The organism is Lysobacter sp. TAB13 (assembly GCF_052113885.1).
Taxonomy (GTDB): domain Bacteria; phylum Pseudomonadota; class Gammaproteobacteria; order Xanthomonadales; family Xanthomonadaceae; genus Lysobacter; species Lysobacter gummosus.
In genome coordinates this window covers 535,781-555,464 of record NZ_JBFRDR010000001.1, presented here as the reverse complement: position 1 = coordinate 555,464, position 19,684 = coordinate 535,781, and the positions used below count along the sequence as shown (strand labels likewise).

Below are 19,684 nucleotides of genomic sequence, written 5' to 3'. Positions count from 1 at the left end.
CATTGCCTATCGCACGTTCTGCGTCGCATCGCGACGCCGGACGCGCTTGCCGCGCGCGACGTCATTCCGTTAACCCACGACGAGGCGAACCATGAGCCCGAGCAACGCGATGGCCCAACAACCGACTGCCGATGCGCAGCCGGTGTCCAATCCCACTCTCGATGCAACCTTGACCCTGGCCCTGGCGGCCGCGTCCAAGGCCGCCTACGACTATTACCAGGGCGTGCCGTATCAGGCGCCCGCCGGTTACACCCAGGTCGGCGCCTGGACCGGCTGGGATGCGATCTTGTTCACCGGTTCGGAAGAAAAATACGGGCTGGTGTTCCAGTCCGACAGCGACCCGGGCACCTGCATCTTCGCCTTCCGCGGCACCGACTCGGACCTGGACGCGTACGAGGACGTGCATTTCATTCCGACCGATTTCGTTCCCACCAGCGGCAGCATCAGCCCGACGCCGCGGGTGTCGTCGGGCTTCTACGGCATCTACGACGGCACCGGCGGCGGCATGACCCAGTCGATGCGGCAGCAGTTGTTCGCCCTGCTGCGGCAGTTCCCGACCACGCAGCTGTACGTGACCGGCCACAGCCTGGGCGCGGCCTTGAGCCAGTTGTTCTCGCTGGACGTCGCCATCAGCCAACCCACCACGGCGTTGAATATCAATTTCTCCAGCCCGATGGTCGGCACCGACGACTGGGCCACCGCATACGCCAGCAAGATCGCCGACAGCGACAGCGTGCGCGTCTACAACTACTGGGACTACGTGCCCTCGCTGCCGCCGTCGGCGTTCGACTACAACGCGGTCGGCAGCGGATTCCGCACCGCGTTCTATGTCGATCGCGAGTGGTTCCCGCATCTGCTGTCGCGCCACTCGCTGATGAATCTGAGCACGGTGCTGACCAACGCCCTGCCGGCGACGCCGCAGCAGTGGGCCGGCACGTTCCCGGATTACGTCGACGCGTCGCTGACCATGATCAGCACCGATCCGCCGGCCGGCGCGGACGTGCGTTGGGCCGATCAGGCCCAGGCGCAGATGGCGTTCGAGAACAGCGCGGCCGCGCGCGGCTGACCGCCGCGACGGCTACGCGGCAAGACGGGCGTCGCGCGCGGCCATCGCGCGCGGCGTCCTTCACTTCGGCGTGAACCGGAAAAACCCTATAGTGGCGGCCGTTTCCCGGGAGGTCCCGATCATGAACCAACGCGCTGTGTCGCCGCTGCTGTCGCTCGCCATGCTGGCCCTGGCCGCCTGCAGCACCCCCTCGGGCCCGACCGCGGACAACACCGCTCCGGCCCGACCGACCGCGATCGGCATGGCCAATCCGGCCTCGGTGCATTGCCAGAAAGTCGGCGGCAAACTCGAAATCCGCACCGGCAAGGACGGCGGCCAGTACGGCCTGTGCACGCTGCCCGATGGGCGCGTGTGCGAAGAATGGGCGCTGTTCCGCGACGGCAAGTGCGAGAAGCCGGCGGAGTAAGGCGTCCGGCGCGCGCTCGGGCGTGATGCGTTTGCAGGCGCGCGTGCGCGGCGAAACTTACGCCAGCGCCGCCTGCAACGCGGCGATTTCGCGCCGCAGCGCCTCATTCTCCACGGTCAATTCTTCGACCCGTTGACGCAAGGCCTGCAGCTCGGCGGCATCGCCGGCCGAAGCCGCATCGTTCGCCTTGGGCTCGCGCGGCTTGCGCTTGGATTCGCGCGCGCGCTTGGCTGCCTGCTTGAGTTCGTCGCCGCCGGCCATGGCCGCGGCGCGCTGCTCTTCGGCGGGCAGGGTGGCGACGGCGGCCGCGGCGTTGATCGAGATCGCGCCGGACTTCACCGCGGCCACGACTTCCGGCGTGGCCTGCTTCTGGATCTTCTCGATCAGCCCGACCTGATTGCTGCTCAGGCGCGCGGCCTTGGCCAGGTCTTCGCGGCTGTCGAACACGGTGGCGCCGGCGGGCGCGTCGCTGGACCACGGCGGCGCGCCGTCGGCGTCCTGATCGGCCGGTTCCGCCGCTGCCGGCGCGGTGTCGGGCTCCGGCGCCGCCGCCTCGGCCTGGGCGCGCTGCTCCTCGGCCAGCGCGCGCCGCGCGGCGAGGATTTCGCGCTTGCGCAGCGCCAGCACGCCGCGCTGGAAGTCGGAGACGCTGCGCCGGCCCAGGTGCTGGTCGATCATCCACAGGTGCACGTCGTCCATCGACTGGAAGCGGGTGTTCTGCACGGTCTGGAACGGCAGGTCGTGCTTGCGGCAGATGCCGTAGCGGTTGTGGCCGTCGATCAGCACGCTGCCCCACAGCACCAGCGCGTCGCGGCAGCCCTCGGCCAGGATGCTGGTTTCCAGCGCCTCGTATTCGTCCGGGGTGAGCGGATCGATGTAGGCCTTGAGCGATTCGTTGATCAGGATTTCCATGAAACAGGGCCAGCCGACAACAGTGGGGGCGGCATTGTAGGCAGTTGCGGGCGCGGCGTCAGGCGTTGACAGACGGGATTTGTTGCGCGGCGGGCGATTGGGGCTGCGCCGCGCTAGTCTTGGCAAGGGCGGACGAAGCCTGGACCGACAAGGAGCAGTCGCATGTTGTGGGCAAGCTGGATAGTGATGGCCGCGGCGGCGGGCACGGCCGCGCCGCCTCCGATCGCCGTGGGCGAGGTGCCCAGGGACTGGCTGGTGATCGATCCGCCATCGAGCGAGAGCGGATGGCAATGCGTGTACGATTCGCGCGTGCGCTGGACCGTGCGCACCGCGCCCGGCGGCCGTTTGAGCATCGCGCCGCGACAGCCCAGGACCAATCCGTCGGTTCGGGTCGATTTGGCCGACGGCACGCTGATCGGCACGGACCATGGCGAATTCGAGGGCACCATCGAATGGAAGCCCAAGGATCGCAGCGCCGGCTTCGTGATGAAAAATGTCAACGCGATCGCCTCTACGCAATTCGGCGGCGAGGTTTACATCCTCGAAGGCTTGGGCCACCTGGGCACCAACCGCGGGGTGATTTTTCGATTCGAACGGCGCGACGCGCGCAGTTGGCGGATACACCGTCCGGTAATCTTGAATGAGGCGCCCAGAGCCGCGGCGGACATCGACCACGGCCAATGGACCGTATTGACCCACATCGGCCTTATCCGGGCCGATCTGCACAAGCGCAGCCAGCAGACGGTCTATGAGAACAACAATTGGGCCTGGATACAGCCGGATTCGGTGCAGGCGCTCGGCGATTCGTGGTTGATCGGCGCGGGCCCAGGCGTGATCCGTCTGTCGCCGCTGGGCGATGGTTATGTCGAGCAATGGTGGGTGCCGCGGTCGTGCCGGTCGCTGGAGCCGGTGTGCGACTGCGGCAGCGATCCGCGCGCCGCGCTCGCATCGCCCAATCCGCCTGGATAGGGCAGGCCGCATCGTTGCAGCGAGCGATCACGCCACGCGTTTGTACCGAGACACCCAATTGGTCTCCCAGGTCTTGCCCTCGTCCGGCGAAAACGCCTGCTCCCATTGCAGCGAGGTCGCGGTGATCTTCGACCACACGCCGCGGACCTTGACCGGCTGGTCGCGCACGGTGTTCTTGCCGAAGAAAGTGCCGACGCCGTCGGCGAAGCCGCCGAGCATGGGCGGGTCGAGTTTGTGCGGGTTGCGCGTGTCCAGCCACCAGTCGGCCCAGGTCTTGCTCGCGGGGTCGTAGCTGCGCAGGCCCATGCCTTGGTACGGCAAGCCCGGGCGGTGCACGCTGCTTTCGTCCATGTTGGCCAGACCGCCGAACATCGGCTGCACTTTGCACACGCCTTCGAACTCCTCCCAATCGTGACTGTCGAGCAGGCGTTCCTTGAGGCGGCGATAGCGGACTTGCCAGGTGCCGAGGAAGAAGTCGAACGCGCGCGCGGGATCGTCGGCGGCCGCGGTGCCGGTGTTTGCCTCGGCGCTGGCGACGCCGGCCGGAATCGCGCCGGCGAAGGCGGCGAGCAGCGAGAGTTGCACGATGCGGCGACGATCGGGGTCTGGCGTCATGAACGGCCTCGTTGAGTGAGGATGAAGCGCGACAGGCTGGAAGATTCGATGGGATCCCGCACTGGGCGCGAACTAGCCGCCGTCGCGCACGCGCGTGTCCGTGCCGATCCAGTTCATTTCCCAGGTCTTGCCCGCATCGGCGGAGTAGGCTTGTTCGAACAGGCAGCGGTCGCGGGTCTCGCAACGGATCACGAAGCGCACGCGGATCGGTCGGTCGCCCAGGCGGTCGTCGCCGTAGAACTCGCCGCGCCCGCGTTCGAAGCGGCCGGTGATGGGCGCGGTCAGGGCGCCGTCGCGCAGGTTGGCGTAGTGGATCGTCCACTGCCGGTTCTGCGGATCGTACAAGCGCAGCGCCACGCCTTCGATGCGGCCGGCGGGGCCGGCGACATCGAGTTCGGCGACATTGGCGCGGCCGTCGTGAAGTTTGCGCACCACCGTCGTGCCCTGATATTCGACCCAGTCGTCGGAGCCGCTCAAGGGCTGCTTCAGGCGTTTGACGTGGCTGGTCCAGCGGCCGAATTCGAAGTCGAAACCGTTTTGTCCGTCGGCGGGCGCGTCGCCCGCGGCGGCGTGGGCGCGTTGCGCGGCGGTGGGAGCGATCGCCAGCAAGGCCGCCAGGCCGCCGGCGATCACGGCGAAGGTCACGCTGTTTCTTGCGCTCATCGAGCGGTGTTCCTTTCCGGCCGCGCGGGGAGCGGCCGCCGCTGCACTGTGTGGCGTAGGCCGGGCCCGCTCCAGGGCCAGTTAGGCGACGCGCTCCAGGCCACTTTGCGCGGGCGGCAATTGCGCGTGATCGCCGCTTCGCCGGAGAATGATCGCGACCGGGTTGATGCGCTCGGGCCGACTCTCACGCAGGATGCGACGCCGATGCCCACCGCACGCAAGACTCTTTCGATCCTCGCGCTGGCGGCGAGCCTGTGCACGGCCTGCGGCGAACGCCAGCCGCCGTCGCCCGCGCCGGTCCCGGCCCGCGCAGCGCCGGCGCCGGTGCGGATACCGCCGGGCGCGCAGGAATTCCAGACCGATCACTACGCCATCTTCAGCACCGCCCCGGCGCGACGCACGGTGCAGGTCGCGGCCGCGGTGGAGGCGCTGCACCGCGCCTACGGGCGCTTCTTCGATCTGCCGGCGGCCGCGGCGGATGCGCCGCGGCTCAAGCTGATCCTGTATCGCGACAAGCACGAGTTCTCGCAATACAACACCAGCATGCCCTGGGCCGAGGCCTATTACCGCAAGCCGTACTGCCACGCGTACTACGCCGACGGCGGCGGCAACCCGTATCACTGGATGCTGCACGAAGCCACCCACCAGTTGAACGCCGAGCGCGCCGGCATGGCGAATGCGAAATGGATCAACGAAGGGCTGGCGACGTATTTCGGCACCAGCCGGCTGGAGAACAATCGCTTGTCTGCCGGGCGGATCGATCCGGACACCTATCCGATCTGGTGGGTCGGCGACTTGCAACTCAGCGGCTCGCTGCAGCGCGATCTGGGCGAAGGCCGTTTGATCGAATTGCGCAAACTCATCGACGGCACCGGCCCGGACATCGGCGGGCGTTATCTCAACACCTACTACATCGAGTACTGGAGCCTGTCGCACTTCCTGTTCCACTACCAGGACGGCAAATACGCAAGCGCTTATCGTCAGCTGATTCGCGGCAGCGGATCGCTGAAGGAGTTCGAAGCGGCGCTGGGCCCGATTGAGGGCGTGCAACAGCAGTGGTACGACTATCTGCTGGAACGGCAGGCCGAATTGGCGCTGCAGAAAGAAGCGGTGCCGGCGACCAAGATCCAGCGCTGATCGGCCCGGCGTTGACACTGGCGGCGCGGGCGCTTTGAATCTGCGCACCCGGCCGATGCGGCATTCGCTCGCACAGGCCCGTTCAATACTGGAAACGCCATGGCGCACGCACGCATCAATCTCGGCGCACTGAAGGTCTTCGAAGCCGCCGCGCGCGCGCTCAGCCTCACCCGAGCGGCCGATGAACTCAATGTCACCCAGGCGGCGGTCAGCCATCAGGTGCGGTTGCTGGAGAATCAGCTGGGCGTGGAGCTGTTCCGCCGTCTGCCGCGCGGTCTGGCCCTGACCGACGAAGGGCTGAGCCTGCTGCCGGCGATCCAGGAAGCCTTCGACCGCATCGACGATGCCCTGGACCGCGTCGGCGACGGCCTGGCGCGCGAAGTGGTGCACGTCGGCGCGGTCGGAACCTTCGCCAGCGGTTGGCTGCTGCCGCGGCTGGCCGAGTTCGCGCGCCTGCATCCGTCGGTGGACGTGCGCGTGAGTACGCACAACAACCGCGTCGATCCGGCCGCGGAAGGCCTGGACTACGCGATCCGCTATGGCCGCGGCGCGTGGCCGGGAATGGAAAGCCGGTTCCTGATGAACGCGCCGGTCACGCCGCTGTGCACGCCGGTGATCGCCGCGCAACTGCGCCGCGCCGAAGACCTGCCGCGCTTCGCCTTGCTGCGCTCGTATTTCGTCGACGACTGGCGGCTGTGGTTCGAAGCGGCGCAGGCGGTGCCGAACGGCCCGATCAACGGGCCGATCTTCGATTCCTCGTTGACGATGGTGCAATGCGCGTTGCAGGGACTCGGCGTCGCGCTCGCGCCGGCCTCGATGTTCGCGCGCGAACTCGCCGAAGGCCGGCTGGTGCAGCCGTTTGAGACCATGCTGGACGCCGGCGGCTATTGGCTGACGCGATTGGCGCTGAAACCGGCGGGCGACGGCGCCACGGCGTTTTCGCAGTGGATCGAAAAGACCGCGGCCTGAGCGCTTATTGCGGCGCGGGCGCGAACACCCGCAGCCGGTGGCCGTCGGGGTCCAGCGCGACGAAACTGCGGCCGAAATCCAGATCGGTTGGCGCCTGAGCGATGCGCAGCCCGCGCTCGTTCCATTCCTTGTGGACGGCATCGACGCGGGCGTAGTCGCCGACCGGGAACGCCAGTTCGGCGCCGCCGAACGCCGGCTGCGCGGCCGGTTCCACCGTATGTCGCGACCACAGGCCGAGCTTCATGCCCGAATCGAGCACGAACAAGGCGAAGGTCGGCGAGGATTCGACCGGCGTCTTGCCCAGCAGCTCGCGGTAGAACGCGGCGCTGGCGTCGGGACGGTCCACGTAGAGCAGGACGAAGTTGCTATCGAGCATGGTGACGCTCCAGAGAAAGGGCGATGGAGCGGGCGAGTGCCGGCTCGGTGCCCATGCTAGGCAGCGGCACTGTCAGGGTTTGTCAGCAGTGATGCCGCGCCGTTCAACGCTTGCGCGGCTTGGCGGCGGGCCGCTCCAGCACGCGTTGCAGCAACCACGCCATCGTCGCGCCCACGCGCTCGGCATCGGCGCCGGCGTCGATCTCCAGCGCGGCGCGGTCGAACGCGGACGACAGCAGCTTCGCCAGAGCGGGGACATCGACCTGATGCTCGCCGAGCGCGGCGGCAAGGCCTTCGTGCAAGGTGTCGGCGGCGTTGGCATCGTCGATCGCGGCGATGTCGGCCAAGCCGAGCACGGCGGGGCCGTCGATCAGCAGCAAGCGGGTGCGGCCGGGCACGGTCATCGCGCGCAGATAGGCCTGGGCGCCGACGCTCAGCGCCGATTGCGGGTCCGGATCGTTCGCGGTGGCGGCGACGATCTCCTCGCGCACGCTCTGCGCCTCGCGCTGCAACACATGGCGGAACAGATCGCGCTTATCGATGAAGTGGTGATAGAGCGCGCCGCGGGTGATGCCGGCGGCGACCGCGACCTCGGGCGTGGAGGTGTCGCTGTAGCCCTTGCTCACGAACAGCCCGCGCGCCGCTTCGAGCAGGGCGTGGCGGGTCGCCTCGGTGCGCTCGCGGTTGCTGCGCGGGCCGGGGGAGGGCGAACGGCTCGGACGGGACTCTTGCATACATACAGCCTGTACGTTAATGTCGGTTTACATACAGACTGTATGTCACCCGGCCGAGGCCCACAACCGATGAAAGTCACCAGCTATTACCCCGTGATCATGACCGGCGACGTCGCCGGCACCGCTGCGTTCTACCAGCGCCATTTCGGCTTCGTCGCCTTGTTCGCCGCCGACTGGTACGTGCACCTGCAATCGGCTGGCGATCCGTCGGTGAATCTGGCGGTGCTGGACGGCGGCCACCACACCATTCCCGAATCCGGGCGCGGACGGGTCGGCGGGCTGCTGTTGAACTTCGAAGTCGAGGACGTGGACGCGGTCCACCAGCGGCTGCGCGAGGCCGGGCTGCCGCTGCTGCTGAGCCTGCGCGATGAGGCCTTCGGCCAGCGTCACTTCATCACCGCCGATCCCAACGGCGTGTTGATCGACATCATCCAGCCGATCGCGCCCAGCGCCGAATTCGCGGCGCAGTACGAGGCGGGCGCGTTGCCGACTTGATCGGTTGACCGATTCGGCGCGGCCGTCAGCCGGCGCGGCGCAAGCGCGCCCAGATCAACAGGCTCACGCCCAGCACGATCACCGCCGCGTCGATAACTAAAGCGATGCTGCTGCGCTGCACGCGGAAATAACTGCCCTTGGCGACATGAATGACGCCGTCGTGAAAGTGCAGGTACAGATCCACCGCCAGCAGCGACAAACCGCAGATCGACACTATCGCGCCGATCCAGATGGCCGCCAGGCGAAGGTGATCGGCTTGCGGCATCGGATCGTCGGCTCATCATACGAGGTGTCGGCCGATGCTAACGCGCGCCGCGGCGCCGGCTCAATCCGCGCTCACCACGCCCTTGGCGAGCGCGCCGGCTTCGTCGGCGAAAATCGCCATCGCCGTGTTCATGCGCTTGAAGCCGAGCCGGCGATAGAAGCCTTCCTTGCCGGGATTGGCGTACAGAATGATCTTGCGATGCCCGGCCGCGCGTTGGCGCAGATGCTCGACGATGGCCTTGCCCAGTCCCGTGCCCTGGTAATCCGGATGCACGGCGATATCGCACAGATACGCGCAATCCACGCCGTCGGCGAGGGCGCGGCCGGCGCCGATCAGGCGGCCGTGTTCGTAGACCAGACTGACGTAGCGGCTGTTGCCGAAGGTGGTGCGCAGATCCTCGGGACTCTTCTCGCCGAGCGGGGCGATGCGGTACAGCGCCGACAGTTCGTTCCAGTCGGTGTCGTCGATGCGCTCGATCCATTGCATGGAATGTTCTCCGTAAAGTTTCAGTACGTGGCGCGCTGGTTGAGCGCCAGGCTGCCCAGGATCAGCACGCCGGCCACGGCCATGCTCGCGGTCACCGGTTCGCCCAGCAGCAGCCAGGCCCAGGCGACGCCGAACAGCGGAATCAGGTAGGTCACCATCGACGTGCGCGCCGCGCCGATGCGCGCGACCAGGCGATAGAACAGCACGTAGGCCAGGCCCGTGCACAACACGCCGAGCATCAACGCCGCGGCCCAGGGACGCGCGCCGATCGCATGCGCCGGCCAGTTCGCGATCGCCAGCGGCAGCATCAGCAACGCGGCGCTGCCCAGCGTCGACGAAGCGACCGCCGCCGCCGGCAGGCCGGCCAGATGGCGGCGCACCAGATTCAAACCGACGCCGTACAAGAACGCCGCCGCGCAGCCCGCCGCCACCGCCCAGCCGATGCTGGCGCCGGCGGTCTTGCCCGCCGCCAGCACCGCGACGCCGGCGAAACCGCTCGCCAGCGCGAGCGCGCGCCGGCCGCCGATTTTTTCGCCGAAGAACATGAAACCGACCAGCGCGGTGAACAACACCGTCATCGCGCTGGTGATCGCGCCGATCCCGGCCGGCGCGCGCTCGGCGCCCCAGGCGAACAGGGTGAACGGCACCGCCGAGTTGATCGCGCCGATCAGCGCCAGCTTCGGCCACAGCCGCAGCGGAAACTGCGCGCGCGCTTTCCACAGCAGCGGCGCCAACACCAGCGCGCCCAGCGCCAGACGCAGCTCGACCAGCGCGATCGGCCCGAACTGCGGCGCGGCCACGCGCATGAACAGGAACGACACGCCCCAGATCGAGGCGAGCGCGCACAGCTCCAGGGGGCTGAGCCAGTGGCGCAGCCCGGTGCGGGGCTGGGACAGGCCGGCGGCGGCGGCGAGGTGGCTCATGGCGACTCCTGGGCTGATCCGATGGGATCAGCTTAGGGTGGCCGTGGACCCTGGGATGAGCCAGTTGCCGGGACTTGTATGGAACCAGTTTGGCCGGTCGTCCTCAGTGCCGGAGCGGCCGGGGCCGGGCTGACGAGAGATAGTCACGGCGGTAAATTTCGACGCGTGCTGTCGCGCATCCGCTATCGCGAGCAGGCCACGTAGCGGAAGGCCGAACTCGACAAAGCGCCGCGCTGATCAACGCGGCCGCACATGCAACTCAAACCGGCGCCCACGCGCGCCGGCCCGGCCTCAATGCCCGCCCGGCGGATACTTCTCGCCGTACTTCAACTCCACCGGCACGAACGTGGTCAGGTTGATCGGGCAGTTGAAGTAGTCCGAATGCGCGCACAGGAAGCTGTACATCGTGTTCAAGTTGACGGTCATGGTCTTCGGCGCGGCGCCGGGCTCGAACATGACTCCGACCGCGCGTCCGCCGCCGTAGCTGGTTTTCTTCGAGGTCTTGTCGGTCACGAACATCAGCACGTGATTGATCTTCGACCAGTCGCGCTCCTTGTTGAACGCGCGCAAGGTGTAGGTCTTGCCCTGGATCGGCAGTTGCACGTCGCCGATCCAGTACATCAGCCCGGTGTGATTGCGCGAATCCAGATGGCTCACGCCCACCGGCACATCCTTGCGGGTGAAGGTCGCGGTGACCACGCCCTTGGGATCGTAAGGAAAGAACGACATCCCCTTGTAGTGCGTGGCGACGCGGGCCGGGTTGTACAGCCAGACCTTGAGCGAATTTTCGTAGGCGGTGCCGCGCACGGTGAGGCCGCCGGGCAGTGCCTGCTGCTGATCCTTGGCCTTGAGCAGATCGGTGGCCGCCACGCCCGGGCCTTCGATGATCGCCTTGCCGTCGCGATAGCTGACGCGCACCTCGTCCTTGCCGCCGTCGTCCTTGGCCCAGCGCGTGTCGGCCGGTTTCTGGCCGGCGGGCAGATGCGCGCTGGCGCCGGCGGCGATGACGGTCACGTCCTGGATCGCGTACATCCCGGTCGGCCCGCTGGCCTGCTGGATCATCCCGGCGCGAAAGGCGTCCCAGTCCTGGCGCGGGTCGGCGTGCGCCGCGCAAGACAGTCCGAGCAACAAGGCCGAATACAGTAATGCGCGCATGAGCGAGTCTCGTGGAAGGGCGGGCGGACTGTGCCAGTAGCGGGCGCGGCGCGCCTGCCCCGAAAGTAGGGGGGCGCGAGGTGACAATTAAGCGCCGGTGGGCCGCGGCGCGTGTACTGCATTGTCATAAGCCGACGAACGGTGGCAGCGCGCGCCGACGACCTTCGTGGTCTCATTCGCCGTTGCGCGCGGGCCCCGACGTCGCACGCAGGCCCGCGGCGCGCTCCACCGCCTCGATCCCCGCCAGCATCCGCATCCGCGCCGCCGGATTGGCCGAATGCACGGCGATCCGCGGCGGCACGAAACCGCGCTCGATCACCGCGCGTTCGATCCAGACGATCACGTCGTAACCGGTGCCGCGCGCGTCGTCGCCGAGGTCGTGATCCAGACTCAGCTCGGCGACCTCACCGGTTTCCAGCAGCGCGATCGCTTCGTGTGGCCAATAGACGCGCCGCCAACCCGGCGGCGTCACGCGTTCGTCATCGAGATATACGCGCATCGTCCGCGGTCCCTGGCGAGAGTCGCCGCATCCTGACACCGCATCGATCGCATCGGCAAGATCGCCGCCGCGCGCGGGGCATGGCGAAAACTGCGGGCGCGGTCGGATTCCAGTGAGCGCTGTCGCACGAATCGGAATATCCGCGTTCACGGCGTGTCCTCCGTTGCCTGCCCGCGGGCGTTATCAGACGACACGGATGTCGTCTGCGGCGACATCCCTTGTTCGTTCCCGGTTGCTGTTTCGAATGCGCGCCGCATTGGCGCAGCGGTTTCGATACGGCGCCGATCCTGATCACGGAGCCGCGCATGTCCTCGTTGTTGTCGCCCGCCGAACTGGCCTGGTACGTCACCGGGCGTTTTTATCGTACCGGCGAAGGTTGGCTGGCCGACTACGGCTATTTCCTGCATCTGTCAGGCATCGTCGGGGATATGTTCGACGGCGAACCGGGCGAGGGCGCGGCGTATTTCACCTTCGCGGCCAAGCCGTTCAAGGCGCGCGCGGCCAGCAACGGCGCCTTGAACCTCGCGCTGGACCCGGTCGGGGAGTTCTCGGTGTATCTGCAGCGCGTCCCGGGCGGCGATTTCGACCGGCCCGAGTCGTTCGCGCAGGGCGAGCGCATCGCCACGTTCCGGCGTACCGGGCTGGTGGTCGGCAGCACGGTGAGCGCGCAGGTCGGCGGCGCCTCGGTGCCGGTGCTGGGCGACAACGTGTTCAGCGCCCGCCTGATCGACAGCCGCGCCTTCGAGTTCAACGGCGCGCACTACGACCTGGCCCGGATCCTGGGCCGTGGAGTCACCCAATTCGGTACCTCGGCCACGGTTCCCGTCGCATTTCCGGCACATGGAACGCATCCGCCCACGTACGAACTCGTATTGCCGTTTACAGGGTCGGCGATCGCCTTGGCCGGGAATCCCGGCGGCATCGTCGAAAGCGTGATTAGCAACTGATAAGTGCTGTTGATTGCAATCTAAAATACCGTTCTAGATGACCCTGGTCGAAGAATGCGCAGCGATCGATCACGCAGGCGATGCGGAGCCGTTACAGCGTCGTGCAGGCAGGGCTGGAGCATTCGGGAAGGAGGTGGGCGATGACCCGTTACTGGATCAAGGTCGGCGATACAACCAGCGGTGGCGGCACCGTGCTCAGCGGCGCGGCCTACGACCCGGCCGGCGGTCTGGCCTGGGCGCGCATCGGCGATTCGGTGCAATGCGGCGTGCACGGCATGACCACCATCGTGACCGGCGACAGCGAGCATCCGATCGACGGCCGCGCGGCCGCGCGCCACGGTGATTTCTGCGCTTGCGGCTGCATCCTGATTTCGCGCAGCCAGATTCAATGCATCGCCGAGATGGGTGGCGGTTTCGCCGCGGCGCGGGAGATGTAGCGCAGGTCCGGCGGCGCATGCGCGGCGCGGCGGCGCCGGCTAGACTCCGCGCGGGCGGCGTCGCCCGGGTTTCAGGATCAACCGCCGCATGGATCTGGCGTTATTCGATTTCGACGGCACCATCACCCATCGCGAAACCTTTCCGGGGTTCGTCCGCGCCAGCGTCGGCCGCCGCCGTCTGTGGTTGGGCAATGTCCTGCTCGCGCCGCATGTGATCGGCTACAGGCTGGGTTGGGTCTCGGGCCAGACGGTGCGCCGGCGCATCGTCTCGTTCGGTTATCGCGGCCGGCGTGAGCAGGAAGTACGCGCCGCCGCCGCGCGTTATCTGCATGAGGTGGTCGCGGCGCAACTGCGGCCCGAAGCGATGCAGCGCATCGCCTGGCATCGCGAACGCGGCGATCGCATCGTCGTGGTCACGGCCAATCTCGAACTGTTCGTTTCGGCCTGGTGCGACGCGCAGGGGCTGGAATACATCTGCTCGCATCTGGAAACCCGCGACGGCGTGCTGACCGGCCGCTATCTGGGCCGCGATTGCTGCGGCGCGGAGAAGCCGCGACGGGTGCGCGAGCGCATCGAGCTGAGCGACTACGGCAGCGTGTACGCCTACGGCGACACGGTCGAGGATCTGGACTTGCTGGCCTTGGCCGATCGCAAGTATTACCGCTGGCGGGAAGTGGCCTGAGCGCGGCGTCTGCGTGGTTGGGTTCGAAACGCGCGCGATCCATGCGCGCGAACAAAAGCAGAGCGCCGTCAGCCCGTCCGGGCGCGGGATGATAGGGGGCGCCGGCGCAGGCTGCGACGCTCTGCATGATGGAAAACGCGCGTGCATCGCCGTTGTGAATCGCGCCCACTTCGCCGCCGCGCAGCCGCGGCGGCGAATCCGGCGATCGGCTCAGCGCCGATAACGATTGGAACTGCCGTCCGCGCGCAAGGTTTCCAGCGCCGTCACCCGGCCGTCGTCGCCGCGCTCGAAGCGCACGCGTAGGCCCGGGTTGCCATCGACGAAGAACAGATCGCGCTGCAGTGCGATCAGCGTTTGCGGCGGGCGCTGGCCGTTGCGCAATATCAGTTGCCCGCCGTCGGCGCCGATCTGGATGCGATCGTATTGGCCCAGGTAATCGGTGGGAGCCGGTGTGTCGCGGTTAGGCGCGGACTGCGCGCGCAGCGCTTCCAGGGTCCAGCGCGCGTCCAGCGTGTCGGCGCCGGCCGGCGCCGCGGCGATTACCCGTTCCAGCGCCAGTTGCTGCGCGGTCTGCAGCGCCTCGCGCTGCGGCACCGCGACATCCGGGGCCACACCGCTGCCTTCCCAGTTCTTATGCGTGATCGGATTGGTCGGCGAGCCGCTGGCAACGAACACGCTGAAGCCGTCCTTCAACGCGATATCTCCGCCGGGATTGGCCGCGCCAGCGCTGGCCTCGCCGATCACTTTCGCCCGGCCCGCGCTTTGCAAGGTGTAGGCCAGCGCTTCGGCCGCCGAAGCGGTGCGCGGGCTGGTCAGCAGATACAGCGGCACTTGCAGGCGCGGGTCGCGATACCAGTCTTGCGGGGCTTCGCTGTCGCTGCGCATGCGCTCGCCTTCGCGCCAGCGGAAGGTGTTGTAGATGTCGGCGTTCTTGGCGGTGAAGGCGCTGGTCAGATAGCCGACCGCGGCCGGCGAGCCGCCGCCGTTCTCGCGCAGGTCGATGATCACCGCATCGGTGGCGACGATGAGCTGCAAGGCCGCCTCGAGCGCGCGCCGCGCCGGCGCGTTGGCATCGCCGAAGGCGAAGTCGGGAAGCTCGCGCAGATCGATATAGCCCAGATTGCCCGGCAGCACTTCGACCTTGCGCAGGCCGTAGTTGCCGCGGCGGCTGAAATCCACCGGCGCGGGTCCGGCAGTGGGCCCGGGTCCGGGACCGGGCCCAGCGCCCGGCGGCGGCAACCGGCGATGGCCTTGCGGCGCCGGGCCCGGTTGCGCCGGGTCGCGCCAGTTGACGCGGAAGTGCGCGTCCAGCGGATGCAGGCGATCGCTCAGCGCGGTGGCCAGATCGCGCGGGTCCGCATAGCGGTCGTAACGGCCCTGGGCGGCTTCGCCGCGCAGTTCCTCGGCGATGGCATGCGCGCGCTGCGCATCATAGAAATTGCGTTCGATCGCCGAGGCGACCTCGGCGACGGCCTCGCGCGGCGAGGGCAAGCCGGCCTGGGCGGCGCCGGCCAACAGCAACAGCCCCAGCAGCGAAGACAAACGGGACAACGACGGATGCATTGCCTTGCGCATTGGATTCTCCTGTGTGGACCCGTCGCGCGAGGGCGCGACGGGCGGCATTCGATCAGCCTTTCCAACACGGATGCGCGCAGGCGCCGGAGCGTCGCAACGCGGGCTCAGGCAAAGCTGCTGGAGGCGTCGTTGTACCAGGCGCCGGGCGAGGGCAGCACCGGGATCGTCTTCAGCGCCGACATCTTGACGCTGCCGCCGCCGAAATCGACCTCGCTCAGATCGACCTTCTGCACCGTGGGATTGAACGCGGAGCTGAAGTAATAGACCGCGTTGGTGTGATCGCGCGCGACCTGCCACATGGTCCAGTCGCCGACCGTGGGCGCAGCGGTGATGGAGGCCGGGCTGATCAAGGCGCTGGCGTAGGGCGTGGCCTGGATGATCTGCACCAGCGACAGCGCGGCGTTGACGATGGTCTGGGTGCTGTCGGTCGCGCCGGCGTCGGGCACGGTGGGCAGCCAGCCGGTGCCGTCGCTGGGCAGCTTGCCGTAGCCGATGCGGAAGGTCGCGGCCTTGACGAAGCGCGAGGCCGACATGATGTCGCCGGGCAGGCCGAGCAGGCCGGCGCCGACCGGCGGGCCGGAGGTGTTGGTGCTGGAGGTGCCGCTGCCTTCGACACTGAGGTTGACGTAATCGGCCAGATTGGTGCGCTGCCAGTCGTAGGTCGGCGAGTTGGTCAGCACGCCGTCCTGGGTCGCGCCGTTGTTGTAGCTGGGCGGATAGACGTTCATCGCGCCGTCGATGAATTCGATCACCACGCTGGCCCCGGTCGGGTCGGTGGCGATGAAATGCAGGGGCTTGTACAGATCCGAGCCCGGCGCCGCGCCGATGACGTTGATGCCGGCCAAGGCCGTGACCACCTCATCGACGGTGGCGAACTGGCTCATGATCCAGGCGCCCAGGTCGTAGTACTCCAGCGCGTTGCTGCTGGCGCTGGCGGCGTAGCTGGTGCCGGGCAACCACAGCGAGGCGCAGGACAGGCCGGCGCTGTTGATGCCATCGACGAAGCACGGGAACAGCGGCATGCCGGACGGATCGGCGAGGCCGACGAAGCCGTAGGTGCCGGTCCACTGCGTGGATCCGTTCGATATCAGCGGAAAAACTTGCTGCGCGGGCACCAGGTACATCGAGGTCTTCATCACCCCGGTCAGTTCCATGCAGCGCGAGGAGATGTACTGGGTGGCGCCGGCGCCGGTGGCGGGGATGTTCGGAACGGCCAACAAGAAATTAGTGCACATGCGTAGCTCCTGTCCTGGGCGATCGAAGAAGGGACGAATCGGTGCGGCGGAATGTCGCGGCCGCTGCGTTGCGTCGTGCGCAGGCTTGCGGTGCGATCGGCTGGTGATAACAGGCCGTCGCGATTGAGCGCGGCCATCAGGTAAGACCGTGCCGGAGGCGACGGCGGAATAAACAACGCGGCGACGGCGCGCATGCGGCCAGAGGCGGCTGACTTTCATGACTCGGGGCGGCCGGCGCCGGCGGTGGCGCTCGCCCCGGCCTGCGGCGCCCGGGCCACTTCCGCGATTCGCGGATCGGGTTTAGTGTTGCTTCCGGCACGCGCAATACGTGCCCGGGGCGGCCATGCTGCCCGCACGTCGGCCCGTAGCGGCCGGCTCGACTCACATCCAGGGACCGGTCGGCGCATGTTTCAATGTTTTTCGCACCCTTGCTTGTTGCTGGCCGGCATGGCGAGCGCCTGCGCGGCGGTGCTGCATCTGGGCGTGATCGTCGGCGGGCCGTCGTGGTACCGGTTCTTCGGCGCCGGCGAACGCATGGCGCAAATGGCCGAGGCCGGACGCGCGTATCCGGCGGTGGTGACGGTCGGCATTTCCGCGGTGTTGATGCTGTGGGCGGGCTACGCCTTGTCCGGCGCCGGCGCGATCGGCCCCTTGCCCTTGCTCAAACCCGCGCTGTGCCTGATCACCGCGGTGTACCTGCTGCGCGGACTGGCGGTGGTGCCGATGGCGGTGGCCTCGGTGCCGCAGCCGGCGACGCCGTTCTGGTATTGGAGTTCGGCGATCTGCCTGGCGATCGGCATCGCCCATCTGACCGGCCTGATCGGCGCCTGGTCGTCGCTGTAGAGCCCGCGCGCGGCGCGGCGGAATCCGGCAGTCAGGCACAGGCGGGCTGACACTTTCCGTTTAGGCTGGGCGCCCCTGAAAACGCATCGAGGACGCGGCCGTGATCAAGCAGCGTATCCAGCAGGCCGTGTTCGCGGCCGGTTTGACCTTGGCGACCGCGTTCGCCGCAATCGGTCCCGTCGCGGCGGCGGCGCCCGCGGCGCAGGCGGCATCGCTCGGCCATCCGCATCCGGATTACAGCCAGGCCTGGCCCGATTACCGCAAGCGCCAGGCGCGCGTGCCGCTGCGCTACGAAAGCCTCGGCCGTACCGTGCTCGACGGCGCGCAGAAGCGCAGCTACCGGCTGTACTCGCAACGCTGGCCGGAAAGCGGCGGCGCGGTCCCCGACGAATGGACCCATCAGGTCGATATCTATATCCCCGAGGTGGCGCGGCCCAAGTCGGCGCTGCTGGTGATCAACAACGGCAGCAACCGCGCCAACGGCAGCGACCCGGTGCGGCCGCCGAGCGATTTCGACGAAACCCTGGCGCTGGAAGTGGCCAAGGCCACGCACACCATCGTGATCAGCCTGTCGGATGTTCCCAACCAATACCTGACCCTGCCCGGCGAAGCGCCGAAGAAAGAAGACGTGCTGGTCGCCGCCACCTGGCGCCGCTTCATGGACGAACCGTCGGCGAGCAACGCCACGCTGCCATTGCATGTGCCGATGGCCGAAAGCGCGGTCAAGGCGATGGATCTGGCCGAGCGCGAGCTGAGCGCCTGGCGGGTGCGTTCGTTCGTCGTCACCGGCGCGTCCAAGCGCGGCTGGACCGCGTGGCTGACCGCGATCGGCGATCCGCGCGTGCAGGGCCTGGTGTCGTATGTGATCGACATGCGCATCCAGAAACTGATCGAACACATCCACAAGACCTACGGCGGCGGTTGGCCGATCGCGTTGCTGCCTTATCACGCCGAGGGCGTGACCACGCGTTACGAGCAGCCCGAGTTCGCCGAGCTGATGCAGATCGAAGATCCTTTCGCCTATCTGAGCACGCGTCATCGCCAGCGCCTGCGGATTCCTAAGTATCTGGTCAACGCCAGCGGCGACGACTTCTTTCCCGCCGATGCGCAGCGGCTGTACCTGGACGATCTGCCCGGCGCGACCAGTCTGCGCGCGGCGCCCAATTCCGATCACGGCGGCATTCGCCGGCATATTCGTGAAACGCTGATTCCGGCGCTGCAACGCTGGAACCGCCATCAGGCGCTGCCTTCGGTGGATTCGCGGCTGAGCGAACGCGACGGCCGCCTGAGCCTGCGTGCGCGCGCCTCCGAGCGGCCGGTCGCGGCCAAGCTGTGGGTCGCCGACAATGCCACCGGGCGCGATTTCCGTTTCGCCTGCGGCGTGCGTTATCGCGAACAGGCGGTGCAGGTGAATCGCAATGCGGTGGAGATCGCGCTGGAGAAGCCGGCCAGCGGCTGGTCGGCGGCGTTCGTGGAATTCTCTTTCGCCGACGGCTTCATCGCGACCTCGCCGGTGTACGTGTATCCCGAGCACGACTATCCGCAACAGCCGCCGCCGAACGGCACCGGTGCGTGTTTGATGGTTCCCCAGTAACTCGCTTCGTCGGCGTCCGCGCATCGCGGCGGTTCTCGCGCGGTGCCGTCGCTGCGCGCGCCGTCGCGAAGGAGTAGGCTGGCCGCCTCGACGGAGGAAGCGGCATGAACAAGACGATCGCGTGGCCGGCGATATGCGCACTGGCGCTGTCGATCGGCGCCTGCAGTGGCGGCGACGACAAGGCCGCGCCGGCCGCTGCTGCGGCTAACGCCGCGGGCGCTGAGCCTGCGGCCGCGTCCTCGTTCGATTTCGCCGCCTGGGTCGCCGCCAACGCCGATTGCAAGGGCGAATATTTTTCCGACGTGCAGGAACCGGCCTTCGCCCAGACCTTGCGCGACGCCGGCGTGGCGGTCAGCGCGGAAAGCTCGATCGGCGAAGTCGGCCCCGGCGGCGGCACGCTGACGCCGGGCCGGCCGATCCGCTTGCACGGCTTGCCGGTGCGGCGCGTGGACTACGACTTCGGCAGCGGTTCGACCTTCGCCGTGGTGGTCGATGCCAGCGCCGAACAGGCGCGCGCGGCGATCGGCGCCAAGCCCTTGCCGGAAATCTATCGCGAGTACTACAGCCTGGGCGTGGCGACCGCGCCGCCGAGCGAGGACGTGCCGATGCCGGATATCCAGTTCGTGCGCGCCGGCGAGCAGAAGGGGACGCAGGAAATTGGTTGCGCGGCGTTTGATATGTGATGGGTGAGGCGCGGGGTGG

The 19,684-nt window shown here is 67.9% G+C and carries 24 protein-coding genes; 12 read left to right on the top strand and 12 right to left on the bottom strand.

The features are described 5' to 3' along the window. The first annotated feature begins 91 nt into the window (after positions 1-91). Entirely contained in the window at positions 92-1,066 is a 975-nt protein-coding gene (locus AB4Y92_RS02060) for a lipase family protein (protein WP_441818128.1), read from the top strand. A 121-nt stretch (positions 1,067-1,187) separates the two neighbouring features. Further along, the gene (locus AB4Y92_RS02055; RefSeq protein WP_441818127.1) at positions 1,188-1,472 is read left to right on the top strand and encodes a putative hemolysin; all 285 of its coding nucleotides are present in this window, start codon (positions 1,188-1,190) and stop codon (positions 1,470-1,472) included. A 57-nt stretch (positions 1,473-1,529) separates the two neighbouring features. Here the strand turns inward: AB4Y92_RS02055 and AB4Y92_RS02050 are convergent, their stop codons facing one another. After that, positions 1,530-2,384: a plasmid replication/partition related protein gene (locus AB4Y92_RS02050; protein ID WP_441818126.1), complete on the bottom strand. Its 855-nt coding sequence runs from the start codon at positions 2,382-2,384 to the stop codon at positions 1,530-1,532. A gap of 162 nt (positions 2,385-2,546) precedes the next feature. Here AB4Y92_RS02050 and AB4Y92_RS02045 point away from each other — a divergent pair, with 162 nt between their 5' ends. Continuing rightward, on the top strand, positions 2,547-3,353 hold the full coding sequence (locus AB4Y92_RS02045; protein ID WP_441818125.1) for a hypothetical protein: 807 nt from the start codon (positions 2,547-2,549) through the stop codon (positions 3,351-3,353). Positions 3,354-3,380: 27 nt separating this feature from the next. Here AB4Y92_RS02045 and AB4Y92_RS02040 read toward each other — a convergent pair whose 3' ends face one another. Together AB4Y92_RS02040 and AB4Y92_RS02035 are read right to left on the bottom strand one after the other, a co-directional pair. After that, complete coding sequence (locus AB4Y92_RS02040) at positions 3,381-3,968, bottom strand: hypothetical protein (RefSeq protein WP_441818124.1); 588 nt, start codon at positions 3,966-3,968, stop codon at positions 3,381-3,383. Positions 3,969-4,040: 72 nt separating this feature from the next. Next, the gene (locus AB4Y92_RS02035; protein ID WP_441818123.1) at positions 4,041-4,631 is read right to left on the bottom strand and encodes a hypothetical protein; all 591 of its coding nucleotides are present in this window, start codon (positions 4,629-4,631) and stop codon (positions 4,041-4,043) included. A 204-nt stretch (positions 4,632-4,835) separates the two neighbouring features. On the opposite strand from AB4Y92_RS02035, the gene AB4Y92_RS02030 reads away from it, so the two are divergent. Further along, entirely contained in the window at positions 4,836-5,768 is a 933-nt protein-coding gene (locus AB4Y92_RS02030; protein ID WP_441818122.1) for a hypothetical protein, read from the top strand. Positions 5,769-5,867: 99 nt separating this feature from the next. Further along, positions 5,868-6,737 carry a LysR family transcriptional regulator gene (locus AB4Y92_RS02025; protein ID WP_441818121.1) on the top strand — a complete coding sequence of 290 codons (870 nt, stop codon included), beginning with the start codon at positions 5,868-5,870 and terminating at the stop codon, positions 6,735-6,737. A 4-nt stretch (positions 6,738-6,741) separates the two neighbouring features. Here AB4Y92_RS02025 and AB4Y92_RS02020 read toward each other — a convergent pair whose 3' ends face one another. Together AB4Y92_RS02020 and AB4Y92_RS02015 are read right to left on the bottom strand one after the other, a co-directional pair. Further along, positions 6,742-7,113 carry a VOC family protein gene (locus tag AB4Y92_RS02020; RefSeq protein WP_441818120.1) on the bottom strand — a complete coding sequence of 124 codons (372 nt, stop codon included), beginning with the start codon at positions 7,111-7,113 and terminating at the stop codon, positions 6,742-6,744. A 103-nt stretch (positions 7,114-7,216) separates the two neighbouring features. After that, positions 7,217-7,846, bottom strand: a complete 630-nt coding sequence (locus tag AB4Y92_RS02015) for a TetR/AcrR family transcriptional regulator (RefSeq protein WP_441818119.1) — start codon at positions 7,844-7,846, stop codon at positions 7,217-7,219. 69 nt (positions 7,847-7,915) lie between these two features. Here AB4Y92_RS02015 and AB4Y92_RS02010 point away from each other — a divergent pair, with 69 nt between their 5' ends. Further along, positions 7,916-8,341 (top strand): VOC family protein, encoded by a 426-nt coding sequence (locus AB4Y92_RS02010; protein WP_441818118.1) that lies wholly within the window; start codon positions 7,916-7,918, stop codon positions 8,339-8,341. 25 nt (positions 8,342-8,366) lie between these two features. Here AB4Y92_RS02010 and AB4Y92_RS02005 read toward each other — a convergent pair whose 3' ends face one another. The 5 genes from AB4Y92_RS02005 to AB4Y92_RS01985 form a co-directional block, all read right to left on the bottom strand. Then, on the bottom strand, positions 8,367-8,606 hold the full coding sequence (locus AB4Y92_RS02005; RefSeq protein WP_441818117.1) for a hypothetical protein: 240 nt from the start codon (positions 8,604-8,606) through the stop codon (positions 8,367-8,369). 60 nt (positions 8,607-8,666) lie between these two features. Then, complete coding sequence (locus tag AB4Y92_RS02000; protein WP_441818116.1) at positions 8,667-9,092, bottom strand: GNAT family N-acetyltransferase; 426 nt, start codon at positions 9,090-9,092, stop codon at positions 8,667-8,669. 20 nt (positions 9,093-9,112) lie between these two features. Then, positions 9,113-10,015 (bottom strand): DMT family transporter, encoded by a 903-nt coding sequence (locus AB4Y92_RS01995; RefSeq protein WP_441818115.1) that lies wholly within the window; start codon positions 10,013-10,015, stop codon positions 9,113-9,115. Positions 10,016-10,306: 291 nt separating this feature from the next. Continuing rightward, entirely contained in the window at positions 10,307-11,170 is an 864-nt protein-coding gene (locus AB4Y92_RS01990) for a DUF1684 domain-containing protein (protein ID WP_441818114.1), read from the bottom strand. A 172-nt stretch (positions 11,171-11,342) separates the two neighbouring features. Next, complete coding sequence (locus AB4Y92_RS01985) at positions 11,343-11,669, bottom strand: cyclic-phosphate processing receiver domain-containing protein (protein ID WP_441818113.1); 327 nt, start codon at positions 11,667-11,669, stop codon at positions 11,343-11,345. A gap of 305 nt (positions 11,670-11,974) precedes the next feature. Here AB4Y92_RS01985 and AB4Y92_RS01980 point away from each other — a divergent pair, with 305 nt between their 5' ends. From AB4Y92_RS01980 to AB4Y92_RS01970, 3 genes are all read left to right on the top strand, one after another. Then, the gene (locus AB4Y92_RS01980; RefSeq protein WP_441818112.1) at positions 11,975-12,616 is read left to right on the top strand and encodes a hypothetical protein; all 642 of its coding nucleotides are present in this window, start codon (positions 11,975-11,977) and stop codon (positions 12,614-12,616) included. Between the two features lie 140 nt (positions 12,617-12,756). Beyond that, entirely contained in the window at positions 12,757-13,053 is a 297-nt protein-coding gene (locus AB4Y92_RS01975; RefSeq protein ID WP_441818111.1) for a PAAR domain-containing protein, read from the top strand. An 88-nt stretch (positions 13,054-13,141) separates the two neighbouring features. Then, positions 13,142-13,735 (top strand): HAD family hydrolase, encoded by a 594-nt coding sequence (locus AB4Y92_RS01970; protein ID WP_441818110.1) that lies wholly within the window; start codon positions 13,142-13,144, stop codon positions 13,733-13,735. Between the two features lie 210 nt (positions 13,736-13,945). Here AB4Y92_RS01970 and AB4Y92_RS01965 read toward each other — a convergent pair whose 3' ends face one another. Together AB4Y92_RS01965 and AB4Y92_RS01960 are read right to left on the bottom strand one after the other, a co-directional pair. Beyond that, positions 13,946-15,310, bottom strand: coding sequence for a S41 family peptidase (locus tag AB4Y92_RS01965; protein WP_441818109.1), 1,365 nt, complete (start codon positions 15,308-15,310; stop codon positions 13,946-13,948). A 104-nt stretch (positions 15,311-15,414) separates the two neighbouring features. Next, the gene (locus AB4Y92_RS01960) at positions 15,415-16,545 is read right to left on the bottom strand and encodes a linear amide C-N hydrolase (protein WP_441818108.1); all 1,131 of its coding nucleotides are present in this window, start codon (positions 16,543-16,545) and stop codon (positions 15,415-15,417) included. 432 nt (positions 16,546-16,977) lie between these two features. On the opposite strand from AB4Y92_RS01960, the gene AB4Y92_RS01955 reads away from it, so the two are divergent. The 3 genes from AB4Y92_RS01955 to AB4Y92_RS01945 all read left to right on the top strand — a co-directional run bounded on the left by AB4Y92_RS01955 (position 16,978) and on the right by AB4Y92_RS01945 (position 19,665). Continuing rightward, positions 16,978-17,388, top strand: a complete 411-nt coding sequence (locus AB4Y92_RS01955) for a hypothetical protein (RefSeq protein ID WP_441818107.1) — start codon at positions 16,978-16,980, stop codon at positions 17,386-17,388. A gap of 100 nt (positions 17,389-17,488) precedes the next feature. Next, on the top strand, positions 17,489-18,982 hold the full coding sequence (locus AB4Y92_RS01950; RefSeq protein WP_441818106.1) for a PhoPQ-activated pathogenicity-related family protein: 1,494 nt from the start codon (positions 17,489-17,491) through the stop codon (positions 18,980-18,982). Between the two features lie 104 nt (positions 18,983-19,086). After that, positions 19,087-19,665: a hypothetical protein gene (locus tag AB4Y92_RS01945; protein WP_441818105.1), complete on the top strand. Its 579-nt coding sequence runs from the start codon at positions 19,087-19,089 to the stop codon at positions 19,663-19,665. Positions 19,666-19,684 lie beyond the last annotated feature (19 nt).

What these genes read in the sequence shown, in the direction of transcription:
- AB4Y92_RS01975 (WP_441818111.1), top strand. Translation starts at nt 12,757, where the DNA reads ATGACCCGTTACTGGATCAAGGTCGGCGATACAACCAGCGGTGGCGGC.
- AB4Y92_RS02025 (WP_441818121.1), top strand. Translation starts at nt 5,868, where the DNA reads ATGGCGCACGCACGCATCAATCTCGGCGCACTGAAGGTCTTCGAAGCC.
- AB4Y92_RS02015 (WP_441818119.1), bottom strand. Translation starts at nt 7,846, where the DNA reads ATGCAAGAGTCCCGTCCGAGCCGTTCGCCCTCCCCCGGCCCGCGCAGC.
- AB4Y92_RS01980 (WP_441818112.1), top strand. Translation starts at nt 11,975, where the DNA reads ATGTCCTCGTTGTTGTCGCCCGCCGAACTGGCCTGGTACGTCACCGGG.
- AB4Y92_RS02050 (WP_441818126.1), bottom strand. Translation starts at nt 2,384, where the DNA reads ATGGAAATCCTGATCAACGAATCGCTCAAGGCCTACATCGATCCGCTC.
- AB4Y92_RS02010 (WP_441818118.1), top strand. Translation starts at nt 7,916, where the DNA reads ATGAAAGTCACCAGCTATTACCCCGTGATCATGACCGGCGACGTCGCC.
- AB4Y92_RS01960 (WP_441818108.1), bottom strand. Translation starts at nt 16,545, where the DNA reads ATGTGCACTAATTTCTTGTTGGCCGTTCCGAACATCCCCGCCACCGGC.
- AB4Y92_RS02005 (WP_441818117.1), bottom strand. Translation starts at nt 8,606, where the DNA reads ATGCCGCAAGCCGATCACCTTCGCCTGGCGGCCATCTGGATCGGCGCG.
- AB4Y92_RS01985 (WP_441818113.1), bottom strand. Translation starts at nt 11,669, where the DNA reads ATGCGCGTATATCTCGATGACGAACGCGTGACGCCGCCGGGTTGGCGG.
- AB4Y92_RS02055 (WP_441818127.1), top strand. Translation starts at nt 1,188, where the DNA reads ATGAACCAACGCGCTGTGTCGCCGCTGCTGTCGCTCGCCATGCTGGCC.
- AB4Y92_RS01965 (WP_441818109.1), bottom strand. Translation starts at nt 15,310, where the DNA reads ATGCGCAAGGCAATGCATCCGTCGTTGTCCCGTTTGTCTTCGCTGCTG.
- AB4Y92_RS01945 (WP_441818105.1), top strand. Translation starts at nt 19,087, where the DNA reads ATGAACAAGACGATCGCGTGGCCGGCGATATGCGCACTGGCGCTGTCG.
- AB4Y92_RS02030 (WP_441818122.1), top strand. Translation starts at nt 4,836, where the DNA reads ATGCCCACCGCACGCAAGACTCTTTCGATCCTCGCGCTGGCGGCGAGC.
- AB4Y92_RS01990 (WP_441818114.1), bottom strand. Translation starts at nt 11,170, where the DNA reads ATGCGCGCATTACTGTATTCGGCCTTGTTGCTCGGACTGTCTTGCGCG.
- AB4Y92_RS02000 (WP_441818116.1), bottom strand. Translation starts at nt 9,092, where the DNA reads ATGCAATGGATCGAGCGCATCGACGACACCGACTGGAACGAACTGTCG.
- AB4Y92_RS02020 (WP_441818120.1), bottom strand. Translation starts at nt 7,113, where the DNA reads ATGCTCGATAGCAACTTCGTCCTGCTCTACGTGGACCGTCCCGACGCC.
- AB4Y92_RS02045 (WP_441818125.1), top strand. Translation starts at nt 2,547, where the DNA reads ATGTTGTGGGCAAGCTGGATAGTGATGGCCGCGGCGGCGGGCACGGCC.
- AB4Y92_RS02040 (WP_441818124.1), bottom strand. Translation starts at nt 3,968, where the DNA reads ATGACGCCAGACCCCGATCGTCGCCGCATCGTGCAACTCTCGCTGCTC.
- AB4Y92_RS01970 (WP_441818110.1), top strand. Translation starts at nt 13,142, where the DNA reads ATGGATCTGGCGTTATTCGATTTCGACGGCACCATCACCCATCGCGAA.
- AB4Y92_RS01995 (WP_441818115.1), bottom strand. Translation starts at nt 10,015, where the DNA reads ATGAGCCACCTCGCCGCCGCCGCCGGCCTGTCCCAGCCCCGCACCGGG.
- AB4Y92_RS02035 (WP_441818123.1), bottom strand. Translation starts at nt 4,631, where the DNA reads ATGAGCGCAAGAAACAGCGTGACCTTCGCCGTGATCGCCGGCGGCCTG.
- AB4Y92_RS02060 (WP_441818128.1), top strand. Translation starts at nt 92, where the DNA reads ATGAGCCCGAGCAACGCGATGGCCCAACAACCGACTGCCGATGCGCAG.